Origin of the sequence: Vibrio kagoshimensis, from assembly GCF_050337535.1 — a bacterium.
GTDB classification, from domain to species: domain Bacteria; phylum Pseudomonadota; class Gammaproteobacteria; order Enterobacterales; family Vibrionaceae; genus Vibrio; species Vibrio gallaecicus.
The window spans coordinates 83,462-104,471 of the sequence record NZ_JAKJSZ010000014.1 but is presented as its reverse complement, the minus strand read 5'-3'; the positions used below and the strand labels follow the sequence as shown (position 1 = coordinate 104,471).

General features: G+C 40.5%; 21 protein-coding genes. 9 read left to right on the top strand and 12 right to left on the bottom strand.

Features of this window, described 5'->3' with window-relative positions:
* Window positions 1-430 precede the first annotated feature (430 nt).
* Window positions 431-892, top strand: a complete 462-nt coding sequence (locus L4C37_RS14665) for a TetR/AcrR family transcriptional regulator (RefSeq protein WP_137372048.1) — start codon at window positions 431-433, stop codon at window positions 890-892.
* Between the two features lie 155 nt (window positions 893-1,047).
* On the opposite strand, the gene L4C37_RS14660 is transcribed toward L4C37_RS14665, so the two are convergent.
* The 6 genes from L4C37_RS14660 to L4C37_RS14635 are packed head-to-tail and all read right to left on the bottom strand — an operon-like array spanning window position 1,048 to window position 5,798.
* Window positions 1,048-1,830: a heme ABC transporter ATP-binding protein gene (locus L4C37_RS14660; RefSeq protein ID WP_429769013.1), complete on the bottom strand. Its 783-nt coding sequence runs from the start codon at window positions 1,828-1,830 to the stop codon at window positions 1,048-1,050.
* Entirely contained in the window at window positions 1,830-2,867 is a 1,038-nt protein-coding gene (locus L4C37_RS14655) for a FecCD family ABC transporter permease (RefSeq protein WP_429769012.1), read from the bottom strand. The genes L4C37_RS14660 and L4C37_RS14655 overlap by 1 nt, the downstream gene beginning before the upstream one ends.
* A gap of 9 nt (window positions 2,868-2,876) precedes the next feature.
* Window positions 2,877-3,749, bottom strand: a complete 873-nt coding sequence (locus tag L4C37_RS14650) for a heme/hemin ABC transporter substrate-binding protein (RefSeq protein ID WP_137372051.1) — start codon at window positions 3,747-3,749, stop codon at window positions 2,877-2,879.
* 41 nt (window positions 3,750-3,790) lie between these two features.
* The gene (locus L4C37_RS14645) at window positions 3,791-4,204 is read right to left on the bottom strand and encodes an ExbD/TolR family protein (RefSeq protein WP_137372052.1); all 414 of its coding nucleotides are present in this window, start codon (window positions 4,202-4,204) and stop codon (window positions 3,791-3,793) included.
* Window positions 4,201-4,965 (bottom strand): MotA/TolQ/ExbB proton channel family protein, encoded by a 765-nt coding sequence (locus L4C37_RS14640; protein ID WP_137372053.1) that lies wholly within the window; start codon window positions 4,963-4,965, stop codon window positions 4,201-4,203. The genes L4C37_RS14645 and L4C37_RS14640 overlap by 4 nt, the downstream gene beginning before the upstream one ends.
* A 2-nt stretch (window positions 4,966-4,967) precedes the next feature.
* The gene (locus L4C37_RS14635; protein ID WP_273294026.1) at window positions 4,968-5,798 is read right to left on the bottom strand and encodes an energy transducer TonB; all 831 of its coding nucleotides are present in this window, start codon (window positions 5,796-5,798) and stop codon (window positions 4,968-4,970) included.
* A gap of 161 nt (window positions 5,799-5,959) precedes the next feature.
* Between L4C37_RS14635 and hutW the strand changes: the two genes are divergently transcribed.
* The 4 genes from hutW (at window position 5,960) to L4C37_RS14615 (ending at window position 9,169) form a co-directional block, all read left to right on the top strand.
* A complete protein-coding gene (gene hutW / locus L4C37_RS14630; RefSeq protein WP_429769011.1) occupies window positions 5,960-7,345 on the top strand; it encodes a heme anaerobic degradation radical SAM methyltransferase ChuW/HutW in 1,386 nt (461 codons plus the stop codon).
* A gap of 63 nt (window positions 7,346-7,408) precedes the next feature.
* A complete protein-coding gene (gene hutX, locus L4C37_RS14625) occupies window positions 7,409-7,906 on the top strand; it encodes a heme utilization cystosolic carrier protein HutX (protein ID WP_429769047.1) in 498 nt (165 codons plus the stop codon).
* Window positions 7,907-7,983: 77 nt separating this feature from the next.
* Window positions 7,984-8,514, top strand: coding sequence for a heme utilization protein HutZ (gene hutZ, locus L4C37_RS14620; protein WP_429769010.1), 531 nt, complete (start codon window positions 7,984-7,986; stop codon window positions 8,512-8,514).
* Between the two features lie 118 nt (window positions 8,515-8,632).
* Window positions 8,633-9,169 (top strand): ATP:cob(I)alamin adenosyltransferase, encoded by a 537-nt coding sequence (locus tag L4C37_RS14615; protein WP_429769009.1) that lies wholly within the window; start codon window positions 8,633-8,635, stop codon window positions 9,167-9,169.
* Window positions 9,170-9,263: 94 nt separating this feature from the next.
* Here L4C37_RS14615 and L4C37_RS14610 read toward each other — a convergent pair whose 3' ends face one another.
* A complete protein-coding gene (locus tag L4C37_RS14610; RefSeq protein ID WP_137372058.1) occupies window positions 9,264-10,178 on the bottom strand; it encodes a chemotaxis protein in 915 nt (304 codons plus the stop codon).
* Window positions 10,179-10,392: 214 nt separating this feature from the next.
* On the opposite strand from L4C37_RS14610, the gene ppiC reads away from it, so the two are divergent.
* The gene (ppiC, locus tag L4C37_RS14605; protein WP_137372271.1) at window positions 10,393-10,671 is read left to right on the top strand and encodes a peptidylprolyl isomerase PpiC; all 279 of its coding nucleotides are present in this window, start codon (window positions 10,393-10,395) and stop codon (window positions 10,669-10,671) included.
* Between the two features lie 287 nt (window positions 10,672-10,958).
* Window positions 10,959-12,335 carry an alpha-amylase family protein gene (locus L4C37_RS14600; protein ID WP_429769008.1) on the top strand — a complete coding sequence of 459 codons (1,377 nt, stop codon included), beginning with the start codon at window positions 10,959-10,961 and terminating at the stop codon, window positions 12,333-12,335.
* Between the two features lie 102 nt (window positions 12,336-12,437).
* Here the strand turns inward: L4C37_RS14600 and L4C37_RS14595 are convergent, their stop codons facing one another.
* The 5 genes from L4C37_RS14595 to L4C37_RS14575 all read right to left on the bottom strand — a co-directional run bounded on the left by L4C37_RS14595 (window position 12,438) and on the right by L4C37_RS14575 (window position 19,723).
* The gene (locus tag L4C37_RS14595) at window positions 12,438-14,306 is read right to left on the bottom strand and encodes a methyl-accepting chemotaxis protein (protein WP_429769007.1); all 1,869 of its coding nucleotides are present in this window, start codon (window positions 14,304-14,306) and stop codon (window positions 12,438-12,440) included.
* A 212-nt stretch (window positions 14,307-14,518) separates the two neighbouring features.
* Complete coding sequence (locus tag L4C37_RS14590) at window positions 14,519-16,390, bottom strand: methyl-accepting chemotaxis protein (RefSeq protein ID WP_273295375.1); 1,872 nt, start codon at window positions 16,388-16,390, stop codon at window positions 14,519-14,521.
* A 393-nt stretch (window positions 16,391-16,783) separates the two neighbouring features.
* Entirely contained in the window at window positions 16,784-18,154 is a 1,371-nt protein-coding gene (locus tag L4C37_RS14585) for a YjiH family protein (RefSeq protein ID WP_429769006.1), read from the bottom strand.
* 290 nt (window positions 18,155-18,444) lie between these two features.
* Window positions 18,445-19,110 (bottom strand): YoaK family protein, encoded by a 666-nt coding sequence (locus tag L4C37_RS14580; RefSeq protein ID WP_137372063.1) that lies wholly within the window; start codon window positions 19,108-19,110, stop codon window positions 18,445-18,447.
* 175 nt (window positions 19,111-19,285) lie between these two features.
* A complete protein-coding gene (locus L4C37_RS14575; protein ID WP_273295370.1) occupies window positions 19,286-19,723 on the bottom strand; it encodes a GFA family protein in 438 nt (145 codons plus the stop codon).
* 107 nt (window positions 19,724-19,830) lie between these two features.
* Between L4C37_RS14575 and L4C37_RS14570 the strand changes: the two genes are divergently transcribed.
* Both L4C37_RS14570 and L4C37_RS14565 read left to right on the top strand, forming a co-directional pair.
* The gene (locus L4C37_RS14570) at window positions 19,831-20,499 is read left to right on the top strand and encodes a hypothetical protein (protein ID WP_429769005.1); all 669 of its coding nucleotides are present in this window, start codon (window positions 19,831-19,833) and stop codon (window positions 20,497-20,499) included.
* A gap of 134 nt (window positions 20,500-20,633) precedes the next feature.
* Window positions 20,634-20,930 (top strand): isoamylase early set domain-containing protein, encoded by a 297-nt coding sequence (locus L4C37_RS14565; protein ID WP_137372066.1) that lies wholly within the window; start codon window positions 20,634-20,636, stop codon window positions 20,928-20,930.
* Window positions 20,931-21,010 lie beyond the last annotated feature (80 nt).

Here is a 21,010-nt window from a genome sequence, read left to right as displayed (position 1 = left end):
TTGTTTGTTAAGGGATCGAATGAATATGCACGTTTAAAATGGCGAAAATTAGTGTGATCTAGGTCATATTTCGTTGAGAATCAATGTCATATGTGTGTCAGGATGTCATTCAGTTAGTTGCGTTACGAATGATTTTATAAGACTATCTATTGCTTAATAGTTATTTATACAATGAATCTATTGATCAGTATTTCATATTCTAAGAGGTTATTTAAAATTATCCTCTGAGAGAGTTATGGTAAGCATTAATGCCAACTAGGTAAAGTGCACAAAGATGCACTGCTGTAAATTTGGCAGTACAGAATGCTTATTAGGTTTTTAGCATCGAATACTTGCGAAAAAGCCCCTTACTTACATAATACTGATAACGATTTTCATTCTGACTTCATTTGATAAGTTAGATGGATTTACAGAGAGAAGAGCCTGAAATATGCCAAAGCGTAGTAAAGAAGATACTGAGATCACTATTCAGAAGATCATGGATGCCGTTGTAGACCAATTGCTTAGACTGGGTTACGACAAAATGTCATACACGACATTAAGTCAACAAACGGGCGTTTCTCGTACAGGTATCAGCCACCACTTCCCAAAGAAAACGGATTTTACGGCAGCCCTAGATGGTCGTATTTTCAAAATGTTCATGGAACATATTGATTTTGAAAATGGTCTAGAAGAGTTTTCAGCAAGTTGGGTTAAAGCACTAGAAGATGCAGAATTCCTTGCAATTTTACGTCTGCTATTCCACCACATTGTAACTGCAGAAAATGCTCATGAGTTTGCCGCGAACGGTATTGATCGTTTATACAAACTTACTGAAAGTCAGTTTGGTGATACAAGCGGAAAAGAATTAGAATGGTTGATTGGTAAATCAATTATTCGTATGAGCAAATAAACGATTTGCTTAAACAAAAAAGCTCCTATCTAGGAGCTTTTTTTGTAAGTATTGCATTGAGAAATTTCTGTTCTATTTACCAAGTTACTTAGACTCTATTATTGGGGGAGATTCGTTTGAACTCGATAATACTCAATTACTTACTTTCCTAAAACTCAATGGGCAGGGTGAACTTGAGGGAAGTCCATTGTCGGGTGTTTTTCCACTAAGCTTGAATACCCATAAACTTCTTCAATCATCTGTGGTTTAAGGGCTTCCCAGGGGCTCCCATCACAAACTAATTCTCCATCCTTAAGCACAACGAGTCTATCTGAATACTGAGCGGCTAAGTTAAGGTCATGCAGTACAACAATCACAGCCGCTCCTTTTGTATCAGCTAAGTCTCTCGCAATTTTTAAGGTGTTATGTTGATGAGCTAAATCGAGGGCAGAAGTCGGTTCATCCAGCATTAATATACACTGCTCATCAGCATGATGAAGTTGAGTGAGCACTCTTGCTAAATGTACTCTCTGTTTTTCGCCTCCAGAAAGTGAAGGGTAAAGCCTGCTGCTTAAGTGAGATACGTCTGCTGTTCCCATTTTTTGCTTTGAAATTTCATTTAGTTCTTTGTTTGATGTACCTAAAGGAATACCGCCCAGTTCAACGACCTCATGAACAAGGAAAGGGAAAGTCAGGGTACTATTTTGTGGCAGCATAGCGAGGTGCTTAGCTAAGCGCTGTGGAGACCATTTCGTCATGCTGTGACCAAAATATTCAATATCTGCATTACTGGATAACTCTCGGCATAATGCTTTTAGAAGCGTGCTTTTCCCAGCTCCATTTGGACCTAATAACGTGGTGACTTGACCTGCATGGATATCAATAGAGATATTATCGAGAATAGTTTTACTACCAAACTTTATACTCATGTTTTTTGCACTTAGAGCGGGTGCCGGCATTATAAAATTCTCCCTTTTTGTTGGAATAGAAGGTAGAGGAAGAAAGGCGCACCAATGATTGCAGTAACAATACCAACCGGGAGTTCTGCTGGAGCAAGAACAACACGAGAAAACATATCAGCAACAGTTAAGAGTAGGGCACCTAATATGGCTGATAAAGGAAGTAAAGTCCGGTGATCTGGTCCTGCTAGCATACGGCTCAAATGTGGAATGACTAGCCCAATAAAACCTATCATTCCCGAAAGGCTTACAGTGATGCCTACTCCAGCGGCTGTTAGTAAAATAAGCTGGCGTTTCAGCTTTTGAACTGGGATACCTAAATGTTGAGCTTCAGACTCACCAAGAAGAAGTGCATTTAAAGACATAGCATGTCGATAAAATAAGGCAAACAATCCAAGCAGTGTGATCGCGGCTAAAGTAATGCCAGACCATTTTGCTCCAGCTAGTGACCCCATTGACCATAATGAAAGATCACGCAGCATTTGGTCATCAGCAATGAAATTCAAAAAGCCAATTCCAGCCCCAGATAAAGCACTTATTGCAACACCTGCAAGTAGCATTATGGTGACTGATGTGCCGAATTTACTTGTTCCCAGTTTATAGACCAGCATGGTGGTGAGCGCACCGCCAAGAAAAGCAAATACAGGTACTGCCGCAAAATTCATAAAGCTTGGGTATTGCATTGAGACTTGCGAGAAAAGAACGATAGCTAAAGCAGCACCTAAAGCAGCTCCGGCTGAAACACCAATGATCCCAGGCTCTGCGAGCGGGTTCCTAAATAACCCCTGCATAACTGCACCACATAGAGCCAGAATAGCGCCAATCAACATACAAAGAATTGTTCTTGGAAGACGGATTTCTTGAATAACTAAGTTGATGTGTGGTGCCAAATCATTAGTTGGATTAAATAGGCTTAATGCACTGTCAGCAATGGTGATATTCATCGGACCAACAGTAATTGATGACAATGCAATAAAACTCAATGCTGATATTAAAATCAGCATTGATGTTTTAAGTGGAATCTTTCTCAGTAACATGGTGTGACCTTAAGGGTAAATCAGAGCATTAAGGCGTTTTGCTTCTGAAAGGCTGCGTAACCCTAGCCCCCCAACTAAAGCGCTGCCATCTACTGTAATAATCTGTTTGTTCATACCAGCGGGAGTGGCGGCAAGCATAGGAAGTGATTTGAGAATAGCGTCTGCTCCCCCCATTTTTTTGTAGCTGCGACCACTCACTAGAATCACATCAGGCTGCATCTCAACCATAGATTCCATCGACAATGGTTTGAAAGACGTTAATGTTGAAGCTGGGTTGATACCGCCAGCAAGTTCAATGATGGCATTAGGCGTTGTCTCTTTACCTGCCACATTTGCCGGGCGGCCTTCATGCAATAGTAAAAATAGAACCGTTTTTGCATCTTTTTTAGTCACTTGGTTGCTTTCTAATGCGTTAACTTGTTCCGCAACATTCTTCTTCACGGCTTGGGCTTTATTTTGGCTGCCCGTTAAGTTGGCAATTTGATCAATTCGGTCGAGTAAGCCGTCGATACTTGCTTCAGTATTGACAATTTGAACGTCAACATTCGCTGATTTCAACTGAGATACAGCTGAATCAGGCCCCATTTCATCTGAGCCAATAATAACGGTAGGCTGTAAGGCGATTAGCCCTTCAGCAGACAGCTGGCGGTGGTAACCGATCTTAGGGAGTGCGTTAGATTCAGGGAAGCGGCTTGTTACATCGACTGCAACTAGTTTGTCTGTCGCATCAAGTGCAATCACTAGCTCTGTTACTGCGCTGCCAGCGCTAATGATTCTTTGATTGGCTAAATCGTTTGCAGATACTGTATTGACCGCACCAAAAAGACCGGCGGTAATGGCTAGAGTTTGAAGAGTAGATTTAAATAGCGTTGCTTTGTTCATAGTTAATATCATCTAATTGAGTCACATAAAAATGTGAGGCGTTAGTTATTCTCAGTGAGTAGTTGAGTGGCGGCAATGCCATTTTCTTGGAGGAAAGACAACAACTTCACAAGGTTTTGCACATCGGCAGTTTTATCTGCGGCAATGACAATAGGCTGCTTACTGTTTGATGTTGTGACTTCAATAAGCGCTAGTTTGAAGTTTTCCCAATCAATGTATTCTTTTCCATCAATTGCCCAGTAAGGTTCTTGATCTAAAATATTAATGGTTAAGGATTTTTTATCGACTTCTGACACACTAGTGGTGTCTGTGCTAGGTAAATCGACTTCAAGCGACTCTAATTTCACAGAGGCTGTTAGCAGCAGAAACACCATTACGATAAATATGATGTCTAATAATGGCGTTAAGTCGGGCATTAAACCTGAGGGTGATTGAGTTTGAGATACCTTGATCATGAGTAGCTCGCACTTGAGGTGTTATCTACATCAGGAGAAGAGTTAGGCTTAGCCGCACCTGATGAGTTTTGGCGATTATTAGAGTTACCGTTAGAGCGGTTATATGAATTGATTTCTAGAGTTTGTGGCTGTTGAATTGTCATGCCTTCAAGCCAAACATTAACGTAGTTCAGAGTGTGCTCTAGCTTTGCGACAACTCTATCAGCCCAAAGCCCAAGCAATTGCGCTCCAGCGATGGCAGGAAGTGCAATCATTAACCCAGCAGCTGTTGTTCTCATTGCGAGCCCTAAGCCATCAGCGAGATCATTTGGAGTAATGCTGCCAGTTGAGGCCGCCACACCTTTAAACATTTCAATGAGCCCAAGAACTGTACCTAATAAGCCTATTAGTGGGCTTAGTACACCAATTAAACCAAGTAACCTTAAGCCCGCATGAAGCTGGTGGCGTTTTTCTTGTAACCAAATACCAGCGGCATCTTCACGTAGATTTTTTGAAAATGAGTGGTGGGCAAGTAACATTGCCACGCCTTTGTAGAGGAGTGGGCGTTTAGGAGAAAGTGTTTGGGCTAATTGCTCAAGATCTTTACTGTTTGTCGGTGAAATATTATTTAATTCTTTACGTATAGCGCTTCTACCAACACCAATGCTGAGCACAACTTGAAAGATACGCTCGGCGATGATCATTGCCGTTAATGCAGAGCAGATAAGAAGTGGCCAAGTCATTAAGCCAAGCTGATCTTGTAAATAATTAATTTGTTGCATGATTAATCCAATCTAAAACGAACAGGTATTTGTACACGGTGAGCAATGGCTCTTCCGTTTACTGTATGGGGTGAAAATTTCCATTGTTTAACGGCATCTAAAGCTGCCTTGTCGAGCATTAGTGCTCCTGAGGAGCTGACTAATGCCTGTTTAATCTGTTTGCCGTCTGCATCTATCCATATCTCATAAGTTGCGACACCTTGAACACCACGTCTTCTTGCCTTACGAGGGTATTTCGGAGGTGTTGGTCGAGAAGAAAATGCCGGTTTTTTTATCAACGTTGGCTCTTGAGTTGATACTCCCCTATTAGCAATCACTTCTTTTGCTTCTTGCTGTGGGGTGTCACTGACGGTTTTTTCTGTTTCTTTCTTTTCTACTTTTTTCTCAATCTTTTTTTTCTGAGTGATTTTCTTTTCAGTAACAGGCTTTTGGGTTGTCTTTTTAGCTACAGGTTGAGTTTTCTTAGGCTGTTTTGATTCAGGCTTCGGTTTTTTCTTAACCACTTCTTTGCGCGGTGAAGTTTTATCAATTTTCTTTTGTGCTACGGGTTCTGGTTTAACAACCTTGGGAGGCTGTGGTTCTGGTGGTGTTGGCTCTGAAAATTCAGGGGTCGGTTCGGGTTGCGTTTCAGCCGTTTCAGATACTGGGTCACTGATAGGCTCTGCTTGAGGAGAAGGTTTAGCGGAAGTAGAAGGCACAAAATTAATTGAGACTGTTGTCGAATTTGTACCAGCTGGCATAGCAAATAATTTGCTTTCTTGAGCCACAAATAAAATGGCTACATGGATAGCTAATGAAGCACTACCTGCAATGACATACCTAGGTATATTCACACTGAACCCTTAAGACCTAACTAAAACAGGCTGAGATTATCACTCACAATGCAAATAAGATCAATTATCAATTGCATTATCATTTGCGTCTATTTATGATTTACTCAGATTTTAGCGAACAGTCTTCCAGACTTTGTTCGATAAGCGTTTAGAGAGATTATATGAGTCTTGATATTTATAAATTTGACGAATCTATCGTTGGTGTTTCTAGCCCTGATCCACTTAGGTTTGCCTTTGCGAAAAAGCATTCAGCACATGCAGGTGGTGCAGCTATTCCAGTAATGCCTGATCAGCAGCCTCTGATTTTCAATGAGTTGCTTCAGTCTGAAGGGAAGAAAACTGATAAACGATGTTTATACGTGCATGTCCCTTTCTGCCGTGTTCGCTGCACATTCTGTAACTTCTTCCAAAATGCCGCCAGTCGAAAGCTGGTAGATGAGTATTTCGAAGCATTGATGAAAGAGTTAAAGATGAAAGCGCAAACACCTTGGGCGCAATCAGGAACTTTCCATGCTGTGTATATTGGAGGCGGCACGCCAACGGATTTATCAGCCAAGCAAATCGAGATTTTAGGCAAGGCTATTCATGACTTATTTCCATTAGCTACAGACGCTGAAATCACTTTAGAAGGACGTATAAATCGCTTCAGTGATGAAATGTTTGAACGATCTTTAGCTGGTGGCTTCAACCGCTTCTCATTTGGAATTCAAAGCTTTAATACTCAAGTTAGACGAAGTGCAAAACGTCTAGATGACCGAGAAATTGTACTCGACCGTATCAGTAGCCTTAGCCAAACCCAGCAAGCACCGATTATTTTGGATCTTCTATATGGGCTTCCTCATCAAACACTGGATGTGTTCAACCAAGACTTAGAAGACTTCATGTCAACTGGAGCGCATGGTATCGATCTCTATCAGCTTATTATTGGTGGTAGTGCTCCTATGCTTAATTTAGTTGAAAAAGGAAAAATCCCACCTCCAGCAACAACGCCAGAGAAAGCCAGCATGTATCAAGCGGGCGTTGAGTTTATGAATAAACACCACGTTAAGCAGCTAAGTGTTAATCATTGGGCTCGAGATAACCGAGAGCGTAGTTTATACAATAGTTTAGCCAAAACTTATGCTGAAGTTATGCCTGTTGGTTGTGGTGCTGGTGGCAATATTGGTGGGTACGGCTTTATGCAGCATCGCTCATTAGACAAATACATGGAGTTAATGAATAAAGGTGAACATCCCCTCGCCATGATGATGCGTCAAAGTGATTTTGAATCACTGTTTTCATCACTAAAAGCAGGTTTTGATTCTGGGGTTATACGTCGTAGTACGCTGCCGGAATTTGAAGGGAAAGACAGCTTTGATTATTTAAAACCTCTGTTTCATTTGTGGGAAGAAAACGGCTTAGTTGAGTTGTCTGATGATTACCTTGTTCTCACATTAGCAGGCTGTTTCTGGTCAGTAAGCTTGGCTCAAGCCGCTATTCATATCTTGAATTCAGAGAGTTCATCTCAAGAAAAACTACAGCATAAACATGCAGCTAACGGACATTAATACATGACAAATTTCACAGAAACTAAAATTGAACAATCAAATACAGCTACGTCTGTTCAGCACATGACGCTTGTTCAGCGTGTTGCCGAAGTTTTAGAGCAAGAGCCTAAACTGCTACCTGCCGCGATTGCGAGTCAACTTGAAGTAACAGAAGTTGAAGTAGTGTGTGCATTGCCTAAAGAAATGGTCGCTATCCTTGATGGTGAGCAAGCGCAAAGCGTACTTGAAGGGCTTGTCGGCTGGGGACCCGTTACCACAATCATGCATTCATTTGGTTCTATCTTTGAAGTTAAAGCCCCATTTCCTAAAGGGAAAGAAGCTCGAGGCTACTACAACTTAATGGGTAAGGAAGGTGAACTTCATGGTCACCTAAAGTTAGATAACGTAAAAAAAGTAGCTTTGGTGAGTAAGCCGTTTATGGGGCGTGAAAGTCACTACTTTGGCTTTTTCAGTGAGTCCGGCGATAACATCTTTAAGATCTACTTAGGGCGAAATGAGAAGCGAGAATTGATTGCTGATCAAGTTGAACGCTTTAAAGCGATGCAAGCTCAATATCAGTAGAATCGGCTAAGCCCTAATTAAAAGTTACAAAAATAATAATTAAATATCATAAAGTTAAACTCAAATAGGAATAAAAAATGGAACAGCAAGTAAAACAAGAGCGCCTTCAAGGTCGACTCGGTCCGGAAATTAAAGAATTTCGTCAAGAACGTCGTACTATTCAACTCGCAACCGTTGATGAAGAAGGTCGCCCAAATGTTAGCTATGCGCCATTTGTTCAAAACCAAGAAGGCTACTTTGTACTAATTTCTAAAATTGCTCGCCATGCACGTAACCTTGAAGCTAATCCTCAAGTTTCATTAATGATGATTGAAGATGAAGAAAATGCGAAACAGCTCTTTGCTCGTAAGCGTTTAACGTTCGATGCGGTGGCTAATGTAGTTGAGCGTGACTCTGAACTTTGGTTGCAAGTTGTCACTCAGTTAGGTGAACGTTTTGGGGAGATCATCGATGGTCTAAGCCAGCTTGAAGATTTTGTTCTCTTTAATCTAAAAGCTGAAAATGGTTTATTTGTGAAAGGCTTTGGTCAAGCTTACCAAGTGTCAGGTGATGATTTAGTTGATTTTGTTCACCTGCAAGAAGGTCATAAAAAAGTATCTAATGAATAGTGTTAGCTGATTCGTTTAGCTAGTTTTTAATAAACTTAAAGCCTTCAATATTGAAGGCTTTTTGCTATATTAGGCATCTACGATTTAATAAGATTTACTTAGTAATTAAGGCAGTTATATGAAACCTGTAAGTCGCGATTGGGATGAGTTTTGTTACCCATTCATTTATGAAGACAGTCCTATCTGTGACTTTGAAATCTTATCTGATGAACTATGCTGTCGGGTTGGACTAGTGCTAACGATGTCTTTGGACGAAAAGGTTCGAGATGTGTTAGAGCGCTTGCAACCAAATATCTATCATTTGAATGGTTCGGTGAGAGGAAAGCTTGCGATTACAGAGTCAGATTTAGTAGAACTTAAAGCCGACTATCATTCTATAAGAAACCAATTAGAAGGTGGGTTTAAAGGCTTTGTGTTGCCCTGTGGACATGAAGTATCTAGCGAATTACATTTAGCCCGCTGCCAAGCTAAAAAAGTGGTACGTGCACTAGTGATGATTGAACATTCAGGTAAGAAGTCACCTGCGCCGATCCTATTTAAATATTCGAACTTAATTGCGAATACACTTTATGCTTTGGCATCCCTCACTAACCACTTACACCAAGTTGAAGAGGTGGAGTTTGTGAGTAAAAGTTACTCTATGCCTAAGAAATAGGTTAAATATAAATAAAAAACGGCACCCAATTAGGTACCGTTTGGTTTTGATTATTTGTATTGAGGCGTTATAGGGTAGACATTCCCGTAAAAACTTAGTGAGCTGCGGATGAGCTTTCTAAGCTTTTTGCACCTCTTAACATCGCTTCAACTAACTCACCTGCATTAAACTTCTCTAAAGCTTCATGAGCACCAACCTGTTGAGCTCTGTCTACACATATTTCACTTGAAAGAGACGTGTGTAAAATACGGTACGACTGGTTTAGTGCCGGATCATTTTGAACTTCAAATGCCAGTTCATAGCCATCTAAACCTGGCATTTCAATATCGCTCACGAGTAACTCAATTGGAGTATTGTGCGCAGCTTCTTGCCTCATTAACTCAATTGCATCTAGACCGTTATTACAAATCTTATACGGTATGTTGATACTGTCTAAGGCATCACTAAGTTGTTTACGAGCAATAGAAGAATCATCGACTAATAAGATATTCAGAGCTTTTAATCGTTCACGCTCAACATCCGTTAACATTGGGATTTGGGCGGCTTCGTACTCGGGATAGATTTTAGAAAGTAAAAGCTCAACGTCGAGCATTTGGACAATATTGTCTTGGTAGCGAGTGATTCCTGTGACAAAAACATTCGACCCAACCGTAGTCGGTGGGGACTCAATGCTTTTCCAGTCACATTCAATGATTTTATCAATAGAACGTACTAAGAAAGCGACTACCGTTCTTAAACAGTCAGTGACGATCAAAAAACAGCTGTTGTATTCTGCCGGTGTGATGGCTCTAAAACCAATAGCGGCAGACATGTCTATGACGGGTACAGTTAACTCCCTAATGGTGACTGTACCAATAACATGATGGTGTGAATAAGGGATCTGAGTCGTCTTTTGGTAAGGGACGATCTCTCTTACCTTAAGCGTCCCTATAGCAAAACTCTGTGACAATGAGAGCTTAAACATCAGCATGCCTTGTGCTTGATTAGCTTTGCTTTTCATCTTAGCCATTAACAGGCTCCTGCTTTTTATATATACCTACCAATTTAATGGGATTATGGCAGACCAGCAAGAAATAGGCAGTATTTTCCTAACGATTCGTTACTTAATACGGTGTATAGAGTGAAGATGTCATGATCTTAAGGTAAAATTGGATATATAAGGTTAATTTTTATTCCAAACCTCTCAGGCTTTGCACTGGGATGGATTAATTTAGAGAACAATGATGGCAAGAACAGCAGCAGCACTTCACATACTCGTAAAGCATAAAGAGCAAGCAGAAGATATTATTCAGCAACTAAAGAAAGGTGCTAAGTTTCAAGCTCTTGCAAAAAAACATTCGACTTGCCCATCTGGTAAAAAAGGTGGCGATCTTGGTGAGTTCAAGAAAGGTCAGATGGTTCCACAGTTTGATAAAGTCTGTTTTTCTGGAGAAACTTTGGTACCGCATTTGGTGAAAACCAAGTTTGGTTGGCATGTTGTGAAGGTTCTATATAGAACGTAATTGGCACACTCTTGTGCTGTAGCATAAGTAAGAGTGTATCTAAAGGGGCGGTCGTTCGCTCCTTTTTTGCATCTAAAGGTTTATATGTTTCAGCAATAAGATGGCGATGTTTATAAGATATTCATCCTAAATGTCATCCTATAAAGTTAGCTACGCCCTTTGTTATCCACCTACCTTTTCATAAAGTAGGAGGATGGCTTAGTGATTGAACTGAATATAATGAATGTTATTCCTGAAGTAGTAAATGCAGGCATGTGCCTGTTTATTAAGTTTGGTTGGAGATACACATGGAAAACTCAGTTGCGTTAGATATCCCAAATAGTGATGTCATTTTGCATGCTTTCGATTGGCGCTATTCAGACATCACCAAGGATGCGTCAGTGATCCGTAAACTGGGCTATAAATCGGTATTGGTTTCACCTGCGATGAAGTCATTACGTAGTGGTAAGGGAAAAAAAGAAACGCAGTGGTGGCAACGTTACCAGCCACAAGATTACCGAGTAATAGATAATCAATTAGGCGACACACATGATTTTATCGAAATGGTTCAGGCTTTAAGAGAGCACGGATTGCGGACCTATGTTGATGTTGTCTTTAACCACATGGCAAACGAATCGGGCATTCGTAATGACCTTGTCTACCCTAATACCCCTGACCTTAAAGAATACCAGAGCGATCCAAAGTACTACGACAGCATTCGCTTATTTGGAGATTTGTCTCAGCCTTTGTTCGGTGAAGATGATTTTGTGGAAGCTTTTGGAATTGAAGATTGGAATGATCGATGGGAAGTTCAGAATGGTCGTATTACGGGCAGCCCTGAAGACCCAGGTTTACCAACATTAAGTGATAATGAAAATGTGGTTGCCCAGCAGAGAGCTTACTTAAAAGCATTGAAGAAAATTGGTGTAAAGGGTTTTAGAATCGATGCTGCGAAACATATGTCGCTGTCTCACCTTCGTAAAGTATGGACAGAAGACATTTGCTCAGACATTCATATTTTTGGTGAAATCATTACAGATGGCGGCGCAACAAAAGCAGAATATGAAACCTTTTTAGAGCCTTACCTTAAGTACACCCGATTAGGGGCGTATGATTTCCCACTGTTCAATATTATCTTTGAAGCCTTTGGTGAAAAGGGCAGTTTTTCTTCTTTGATTAACCCATATTGTTTTGGACAAGCATTGTCGAATACCCGTGCTATTACTTTTACGGTTACTCATGACATTCCTAATAATGATGTATTCAGTAATTTAGTGATGAGTGAGCAAAGTGAAAAACTGGCTTATAGCTATATTTTAGGACGAGATGGTGGTGTCCCTTTAATCTACAGTGAGCTTAAGACCAGTGGGATAAAAGACTCTAAAGGAAACCCACGTTGGTTCAATGACTGGCAATCAGAAGACATGCATAACATGATTCGTTTCCATAACTACGTACATGGTGAAAGTATGCAGGTTATTGAAGCTAATGCTGATTTGCTTGTATTTGTACGTGGCGAGAAAGGGATTGTTGTAATCAATAAATCCAAGCGCAGTAAAACAGTTCAATTGACGTGGACAAAGCCCGTTGTTGATTTACTTTCAGGGACTAAATTTTCGCGTAATAAAGGCTATGTGGAAATCACAACGGAGCCCAATAGCAGTATGATGCTTGTTAACTGCTAAGTAATGATTGACCGCGTATAAAACTTAAAGCCGCATAGAAAGTTCTATGCGGTTTTGTTATTTACAGAGCCAGCTCTTCAATATTTAGATTTAAGCGATAACTTAAACCGTGAATTTATTTAAGATTGCGTCCTGCTCTCTTACATTCTCAGTTTGAATTTGCATCTCTTTATTCGCGTTATCAGCTGCATCTGACACTTGTACAGATAGGTCTTTAATCTTAACAGTGTTGTTGTTGATTTCTTCAGCCACCAAGCTTTGCTCTTCGGCCGCAGATGCAATTTGAATATTCATATCAGAGATTTCTTGGATTGAATCACGGATACGTTCAAGAGCAGCATTGGCTTGCTGAGCTCTATCTACCGCATCTCTTGCTGTGGCTTTACTCTGATTCATTGCATTGGATACTGAGCTTGCTCCAGCTTGTAGTTGCTCAATCATGTTTCGAATCTCGGTAGTTGATTCTTGAGTTCTTTGCGCGAGTGTTCGTACTTCGTCAGCTACCACGGCAAACCCTCGACCAGATTCACCCGCTCGTGCTGCTTCAATAGCGGCATTTAGTGCGAGAAGGTTGGTTTGATCAGCAATATCGTTGATTACTTTTAGAATGGTCTCAATGTTATTAGTCGCACTTTCAAGTACTTCAACTTCAGCCACTGCTTCATCTATCCGACTTGATAAAGTGTCGATAGCATCGGTTGTATCGGTAACAACATGTGTACCCTCTAAGGTTGCATCATCTGCTGCTTTTGCTGCTGAGGCTGCACCTTGGGCATTTGAAGCGACATCGGAAGAAGTCGTTGCCATTTCGTGCATAGCTGTCGCTAATTGTTCCAATTCATGGAGTTGGTCACGCATAGCTTCAGAGGATTCTTGTAAGCCCACAGAGGTTGATTCAGAGCCTCGTAATATCTCTTCACCAATCGCTTTAGACTGAATTATTTGTTGTTGTAGCGTCCCTGTAAAGGTATTGAAGCCAGTAGCCAGCTCTGAGAACTCTTTATCAGTATTCGTATCAAGACGCTGAGTTAAGTCTCCTTCACCTGAAGCTACGTTTTGAATGGCTTCATTGAGTACACCTAATGGGCGCATGAGTGTTCGAATGAGTACTAGAAGTAAACCAATACTGATAATCAATGAAATTATCGTGTAGAGAATTGAGCTATCTCGAAGATCACTAACTGATTGATAAGCAACTTCTTCATTTAGGATGACCCCAACATACCAATCTTCACCAGGTACTGCCGAAAAGTCTAAGGTGTAAGGTATTCCATTCAATACAACCTGTTGCGGTTGATCTGCAATACTGACATTGGGCATATAATCAGATAATGGCTTACCATTTTTATTCGTTTCTGGGTGCGCGATAGTTGTACCGTCAGCAGAAACAATGAATACGTAGCCAGCGTTAAATAATTTTACTTGGTTAACAACATCAGCTAACCCGGCTAGGCTCACATCATAAAATATAGCGCCGATGAAGCGTCCGTTGTCTTTCACTGGCGTTGCAATAGATACCAATATTTCATTGGTAGCAGAATCGGCATAAGGTGCTGTGATAATAAGCTTGTTAGCGTTCTTGGCATCTTTATACCAAGGTCTTGCTCTCGGGTCCCAACTAGCTCCAGGATCCCAAGAAGGGTCATTACTGATGTTTGTCCCGTCTTTTTCGAAACCTATCCCAGCCAGCAGGAAGTTGTTTTTGACAACAGGGCGGGTGATGACATCTTTTATCTTATTGGGGCTAAGGTCCAGTTCAAGCATGCTGGTGGAATAGCTAGCAATGGCTTTTCGACCATTTATATCGGCTGCTACTGTATTTCTTACACCATCGACAATTTCAATAACACTCGCTTCTACTTGTTGCCTCATTTCATCTTGCATCGTGAAATATTGTTTTGCTGTGAGCAAGGAAATGGTAACAAGCAATAGTACCGACGAAGCCGCAACTATTTTATGACTAAATTTCATGGTCATCCTTAACTATTTTCTTAATCGTTTATAAATTTATAGTTAGAAATAACCACTTCATCCAGCGGATTGGCGTTATATCTATCAATAATTTAATTCTGATCAGCTCTTTATGTGTTTAGAAAGTAAGCCACGAGAGCCTCGTGACTTACTATGAGTACCCAATTTTGTACCTGATCTAGCCTATTTTTATATTAGGAGCTATTTCTTGATTACACTGTGAACTTGTTTAACAGTGCGTCTTGTTCTTGTACATTTTCAGTTTGAACTTGCATAGCGGCATTGGCCTGCTGCGCTGAATTGGACACTTGTGTAGAAAGGTCTTTTATTTTTACCGTATTATTGTTGATTTCTTCTGCTACCAAACTTTGCTCTTCGGCAGCCGAAGCGATTTGGATATTCATATCTGAAATTTGTTGAATCGAATTACGGATACGATCTAGTGATGAATTTGCCTGTTGAGCGCGTTCTACGGCATCCGTTGCAGTATCTTTACTTTGATTCATCGCTGCAGAGACAGAACTTGCTCCTGCTTGTAATTGCTCGATCATACTGCGAATCTCAGTTGTTGATTGCTGAGTACGCTGAGCCAAAGTTCGCACTTCGTCCGCTACAACTGCAAACCCTCTTCCTGATTCACCAGCTCGCGCAGCTTCAATCGCTGCATTTAATGCGAGTAGGTTAGTTTGGTCTGCAATATCGTTGATTACTTTTAGAATAGTCTCGATATTTGCCGTTGCCGATTCCAATACTTTAACTTCTTCGACAGCTTGGTCGATACGAGAAGACAAGTTATCGATAGCTTGCGTAGTATCACTTACTACCGTCGTGCCATCAATTGTTGCTTCATCGGCATCTTTAGCCGCTGCTGCAGCACCTTGTGCATTGTTGGCAACTTCTGTTGCAGTCACCGCCATTTCGTTCATCGCGGTAGCTAACTGTTCTAGTTCTTGCAGTTGGGTATTCATCGCATTTGCAGATTCTTGAGCGCCAATAACCGTCATTTCAGTACCACGCTTGATCTCTTCACCAATTGCTTTTGACTGAATAATCTGATTTTGTAAGTTCTCAGTAAAGGTATTGAAGCCTTTTGCTAAATCGGAGAATTCTTCGTCTGTATTAGTGTCTAAGCGCTTTGTTAAATCACCTTGACCAGAAGCCACGTCGTTAATTGCTTTATTAAGTGTTTCAAGGGGGCGCATTAATACACGGATTAAAACAGTCAGAGCAATAACACTTAAGATAAGAGCAATAATGGTATAAATAATTGAGCTATTTTTAAGCTCTGAAATGGTAGAGAAAGCGATAGATTCATCTATGATAGTACCGACATACCAATCTTCGCTTGGGATGTGAGTAAAGTTAACCAAGAAGGTTTTCCCATCCATTTCAATTCTTTGTTGCTGGTTATTGATGGTCGCTTGAGGCAAGTAGCTTGAAAGTTTTTCACCGTTATTTTTAGCATTTGGGTGGGCGATAGTCGTCCCATTTGATGTCACAAGGAATAAGTAGCCTGCATCAAATAGGTTCACTTTATTAACCAGTGTTGCAAGGTTCGTGAGTTCTAAATCGAAGAACATACCCGCAGTGAACTTGCCATTATCTTTAACAGGTGTACCTACTGAGATAATTACTTTGTTACTTGATGCGTCCACATAAGGGGCGGTTACGACAAGGCGGTTTTGGGATTTTGCATCAATATACCAAGGGCGAACTCTAGGATCATAGTCAGGTCCTGCGACCCAGCCATCATCATTTTCAATAACGAAACCGTTTGCTTCATAGCCAAAACCTACGGCTAAAAAGCTGCCTTTAAGTTTTGGTTTTTCAAGTATGGTTTGTACGTAATCGTGATCTTGAGGGTTAATTTCAATCACTTCAGTCGTGGATTGAGCCAGCGCTTTTTTCGCAGACATTTCAGAAACAACGGTATTTTTTACCCCGGCTACCATTTCGTTCATGCTAGCGTTAACGTGGTTTTCAACAGCGCTTCTCACTGTAAACAGTTGTTGAATCGAAAGTAATGAAACGGTTACCAGCAGAAGTGTAGATGATGCTGCAACAACCTTATGACTAAACTTCATAGTACGGTCCTCTCAATAAGCTAGCGAATAAGCTTAAGTAATAATTATTGTTTTTATGATATCGGCAAGTGTCTGACATACTTAATGACATTTTCACACTCACAGTTACAAAAATACAACAGAACTGTAAATTTAAAAGGTTAAACATTCATTTTTGCTTACTAGAGGGTGTTATTTCATTGAAATTAGAAATTAATGAGATCTAGTTGAATTATCACCTTTAAATTAATACGGGAATAATTCAACAAACCTAGGTTGTAAAAGGGAAGAGGGTTAATGAAAATCATTATTAATAGGAAGCGGTATAATCGAATATAATCAGTTATCTTATTTACAAAAACGAAAAAAGCCTCACATAAATGAGGCTTTGTACGGTTTTTGTTCAGCTTGTTTTTAGAAAATCAAGTGCGCTACGCCTGCGATTACAGGAAGTGTAATTAGGGTACGTAGAATGAATATGATAAACAGTTCAACAATGTTGACTGGGATTTTACTACCAAGCAATAAAGCGCCAACTTCAGACATGTAAATTAGCTGAGTAACAGACATTGCCGCGATAACGAAACGAGTCATTTCGTTGTCGATTGATGCTGCTAAAATTGCAGGGATAAACATATCAGCAAAGCCGACCACAATGGTTTCTGATGCTGCCGCAGCTTCAGGAACCCCAAGTAATTCTAGAAACGGAATGAAGGGTTGACCTAAAATTGAAAACACCGATGTATATTCCGCTGTAACTAGAGCAATGGTACCCATGCCCATTACCACAGGTAGTACACCAAACACCATGTCTACTGCGTTGTGTATACCTTCACCGAAAACAGATTTTGCTGATTTAACTTGTGATGCCTTATTGATTGCCAGTTCTAAACCCCAAGAGAATGTAGAGTGACCTTCAGGTATTGCATCTGCATCTTTCTTTGGAGAAGTACCATCAATAAAAGTATCTTTCTTCATACTTAATGGTGGCAAGCGAGGGATAATTACCGCCGCAACAATACCGGCTAAACAGATAGCTGCATAAAATGGTAAGAATAGGTGTTCTAATTCTACTTGTGCGATAACTACTAGGCTGAACGTAATAGATACAGCAGAAAACGTTGTACCAACTACTGCAGCTTCGCGCTGTGTGTAAAATTTGTTTTCGTATTGCTTACTTGTAAGAAGAATACCCACACTACCATCACCTAACCATGACGCCATGCAGTCGATTGCGCTTCGACCTGGTAGGTTAAAAATAGGACGCATTATCTTACTCAATAGCGTACCAAAAAGCTCTAATAGACCGAAGTTAAGCAGTAGTGGAAGTAATAAGCCAGCAAAGATAAATACAGAAAATAGCGTTGGTAATAAGCCTTCTAATACTAAGCCGCCGGTATTCTCTTCCCAGATTGCTTCTGGACCTACTTGGAAGAAAGTCATGACTGCTGCAGCGCCACCGATGACGCGAACTGCAAGCCAAAGTGGTGAAGGGTTGAATAGACCTTCAAGAAACGGGTTCGATTTTATGAAAGTAGGCTTGAAAACTTTGTAAAAAATGGATGCTACAGCCATAAAAGCAACAATTGCGGTGATCACAGAAACTAGGTATTCACCAAATATGACTTGAATAGATTTCGCCAGAATTGCTACAGGGATGGTCAAGTCACCTTCATAGCTAATAGGAGCCATGAATAGAAATAGACCAATGAGAGAAGGGATTAAGAAAATCCAGAAACTGCTTTTTGATTTTGAATTGTTAGCAGCGTTGGTGTTGTTAAGCATTATAGGGTTCTCGTATTACTACTAGTAAAATGTTGCCTTATCCGTGGCACTTAATCACTAAATATCCGTATTTTCTTATCGACCGCAAGACTACCTACTATTTTAGTGCCTTGCAATACTATTCAATCTATTGGATTAAATATTCACAAATATTATTCTGCAATAGCTGTCATAGGTAAAATGTTGTATCACATATGTTGTAAATGTTTATTTTATGTATAAATGTACTTATTGAGATAATTATTTCAGACAAACTAAGTATTTCCAGAGAATACTATGCTGGCAAAAGCTTAAGTTTGTGATGAGAAAACAGAAAGGTAAATCCAGTAGCCGAAAGCAATAGAAAACGAGAAAATCGCTGGGAAAGCTAAAGACATAATGTCAAAGGATTGGAACAATAAAGCCCCAACTAAACCGCCAGAAAGAAAACCAACGATGATAAACATCAGAAGTTTGGCTTTACGACGGTCGAATGGGTTTCCTTTTAGGCTTGAACCCAGCATGATCCCAAGATCTGTGATGATCCCTGTCATGTGTGTAGTGCGGATGATTGCACCGCTGTAAGTCGTGATCATGGCATTCTGTAACCCACAAGCCGCTGACGCTAAATACTGACCAGAGGTAAGCCCATTGAGAAGCGCCCATAGTGCAAGTAGTAATAGCGCGCCTTCAATACAGAGGGCAACTCCATAACGACGCCCTAATTTTAACGCCTGACTATCAATAAAGAAGCCACTAAACGCAGAGCCAAACATAAAACTGATGATAATCAGTAATAAATGAAGTGAGGTTTGCGTTGGTGAAGTAAGGCTACTGCCCAGTAAAGTCATCGTGCCGGATATGTGAGAAATCGCCTGATGTTGAAACCCCATAAGACCTATAGCATTCACGCACCCAGCTAATGCTGCAAGAAGAAGAGCGCCATATTCAATCCAGCGAGGGAGTTTAGATATCATGTCACATAGCTCAATTGAGAAAGGGCAGAATTATAACGCTAGTGAAGTGACGTGCTAGCGTTATAGCCTAGGAATAGTTGATCTGAAGCAACAGTACAGCGATTATCTGTCGTCTGCACTATCTGTTTGTCGTTCAAATATTTCAGACCGAATATGGACTGTTGATGGTATGAAGCTAGTTGTAATGTTCCATTTGGCTATCAAACTTAACCCATCCGTGCTTTCTTTCCTCATAAATAGAAAAGCTTGGGGGTGGGAAATCTTGTTCTTTAAATAGCCCAAGCGGAATTACAGCAACCTCTGGTGAGGCTGTGATTCCTAATTGCATGGTCGTACCGCAGTTAGGGCAGAACTGGTAGGTGACTTCATTACCCGTATCACTTATTCGGGAAAATGAAGTGGTTTCACCCTGCATCACTACCTGAGTAGCTGAAAACCGTACTTGGACGCCAAATACACTCCCTGTGCGCTTCTGACATTCAAAACAGTGACAAACTGCTGTTCGAATAGGTTCACCTGTGCAGACAAGGGTGACTGCGCCACACTTACAGTCACAAGTTCTGACTTTAGTATTCTTTCCTGTATGGGCATCTACTTTAGAATTAATTTCCATAGGCAACTCTCGTTTTAGAAGGATCCGAATAAAGCCTTATTGCTTATTATATCAAAGCGATTTATGGTCTGCACAAATTGACATGGAACTAACCAATATAAGTTGCTATGAAAAATAGAATTTTACCTATCCCACTTATCTTACTCATCCCTATTGTACTGCTCGTGATCGTGATTGTGGCTGGTGCTTACAGGTTCAGCCTAACGGATGAAGAAATATTAGCGAAATTCCCATCTTCAAACGTTCAAGCTGACCCTATCGTGTTGTCTGTCTTCAAGTTAAAGGCAACAAATCCATGGACAATTAAAGTACCGGAAACAAATGCTTACGCTTTTGTTGATGAAATCATTGAAGAGAAAGGCGTTGCAATTGGTCGTTATGATTCTGGTGTGGAAAGAGGAACAGTAAGCGTAGCAACCAGTAATATCCAAGGTGCTGAAAGTTTTAAAACTCTTAAAAATATTCAAGGTGAGCAGGCTAGCGAACCATTATTTGTCGCGCCGATGTGGGTATCGAATCAAGGGTCTGGCATATTTCAATACGTGGCTCTTTTTAAATTTGATCAGCAACGAAGTCGAATGATTCTAATCGATCAGTTATTTATCGGTGATCGCGCAAGTATCACGGGTTTAAAAATCACTCAAGAGAAAGAAAACCGCTATACCGGAGTGGTTGATTATCTACAACATTCCGCTTCTCAAGCAAAAGCAGAGTTACCCGATGAACCCCACTCCATAGTCTTTGAATTTAATAAGCAATCAATTGATAAGCAATAAGGCTTTATAGGATGCAATGTTTTGTTGTTTATGTGAGCTAAATTACATATTATTGTTCTTAGATGTATGTAATTTAGACACTAAACGAGGATAACACTTGGTGTCCGAAAGGTTTTTTCAAATGGAGCTTGCGAATGATTAATAAACGTTTTTTTAAAACAAAAGATGAAGTAGAAGTAACGTTTGAGCTTGAAGCTCAAGAAGCGACTTCAGTTTCTATTGTGGCTGACTTTCTAGATTGGAAAGAAACGCCAATGAAGAAATTGGCAAAGGGTAAAGTCTATAAATTTAAGGCTCGCCTACCAAGAGATGAGCAGTTTCAGTTCCGTTACCTAGTGAATGGACAGCAGTGGGTGAATGATGCGAATGCTGATAGCTATATCCAAAATGGGTTTGGTGAAGACAACTGTTTAGTGACTACAGGTCAGTAGTTATTCGCACGTTGGTTTTAAGTGAAGTAGCTCTTGTAGGGGATTGTTTAGCCGTCAGAGTTATACCATTTTAACATTCA

Bases quoted from the DNA above. Each gene is read 5' to 3' on its own strand.
- L4C37_RS14665 (WP_137372048.1), top strand. From the start codon at position 431: ATGCCAAAGCGTAGTAAAGAAGATACTGAGATCACTATTCAGAAGATC.
- L4C37_RS14660 (WP_429769013.1), bottom strand. From the start codon at position 1,830: ATGCCGGCACCCGCTCTAAGTGCAAAAAACATGAGTATAAAGTTTGGT.
- L4C37_RS14655 (WP_429769012.1), bottom strand. From the start codon at position 2,867: ATGTTACTGAGAAAGATTCCACTTAAAACATCAATGCTGATTTTAATA.
- L4C37_RS14650 (WP_137372051.1), bottom strand. From the start codon at position 3,749: ATGAACAAAGCAACGCTATTTAAATCTACTCTTCAAACTCTAGCCATT.
- L4C37_RS14645 (WP_137372052.1), bottom strand. From the start codon at position 4,204: ATGATCAAGGTATCTCAAACTCAATCACCCTCAGGTTTAATGCCCGAC.
- L4C37_RS14640 (WP_137372053.1), bottom strand. From the start codon at position 4,965: ATGCAACAAATTAATTATTTACAAGATCAGCTTGGCTTAATGACTTGG.
- hutW (WP_429769011.1), top strand. From the start codon at position 5,960: ATGAGTCTTGATATTTATAAATTTGACGAATCTATCGTTGGTGTTTCT.
- hutX (WP_429769047.1), top strand. From the start codon at position 7,409: ATGACGCTTGTTCAGCGTGTTGCCGAAGTTTTAGAGCAAGAGCCTAAA.
- hutZ (WP_429769010.1), top strand. From the start codon at position 7,984: ATGGAACAGCAAGTAAAACAAGAGCGCCTTCAAGGTCGACTCGGTCCG.
- L4C37_RS14615 (WP_429769009.1), top strand. From the start codon at position 8,633: ATGAAACCTGTAAGTCGCGATTGGGATGAGTTTTGTTACCCATTCATT.
- L4C37_RS14610 (WP_137372058.1), bottom strand. From the start codon at position 10,178: ATGGCTAAGATGAAAAGCAAAGCTAATCAAGCACAAGGCATGCTGATG.
- ppiC (WP_137372271.1), top strand. From the start codon at position 10,393: ATGGCAAGAACAGCAGCAGCACTTCACATACTCGTAAAGCATAAAGAG.
- L4C37_RS14600 (WP_429769008.1), top strand. From the start codon at position 10,959: ATGGAAAACTCAGTTGCGTTAGATATCCCAAATAGTGATGTCATTTTG.
- L4C37_RS14595 (WP_429769007.1), bottom strand. From the start codon at position 14,306: ATGAAATTTAGTCATAAAATAGTTGCGGCTTCGTCGGTACTATTGCTT.
- L4C37_RS14590 (WP_273295375.1), bottom strand. From the start codon at position 16,390: ATGAAGTTTAGTCATAAGGTTGTTGCAGCATCATCTACACTTCTGCTG.
- L4C37_RS14585 (WP_429769006.1), bottom strand. From the start codon at position 18,154: ATGCTTAACAACACCAACGCTGCTAACAATTCAAAATCAAAAAGCAGT.
- L4C37_RS14580 (WP_137372063.1), bottom strand. From the start codon at position 19,110: ATGATATCTAAACTCCCTCGCTGGATTGAATATGGCGCTCTTCTTCTT.
- L4C37_RS14575 (WP_273295370.1), bottom strand. From the start codon at position 19,723: ATGGAAATTAATTCTAAAGTAGATGCCCATACAGGAAAGAATACTAAA.
- L4C37_RS14570 (WP_429769005.1), top strand. From the start codon at position 19,831: ATGAAAAATAGAATTTTACCTATCCCACTTATCTTACTCATCCCTATT.
- L4C37_RS14565 (WP_137372066.1), top strand. From the start codon at position 20,634: ATGATTAATAAACGTTTTTTTAAAACAAAAGATGAAGTAGAAGTAACG.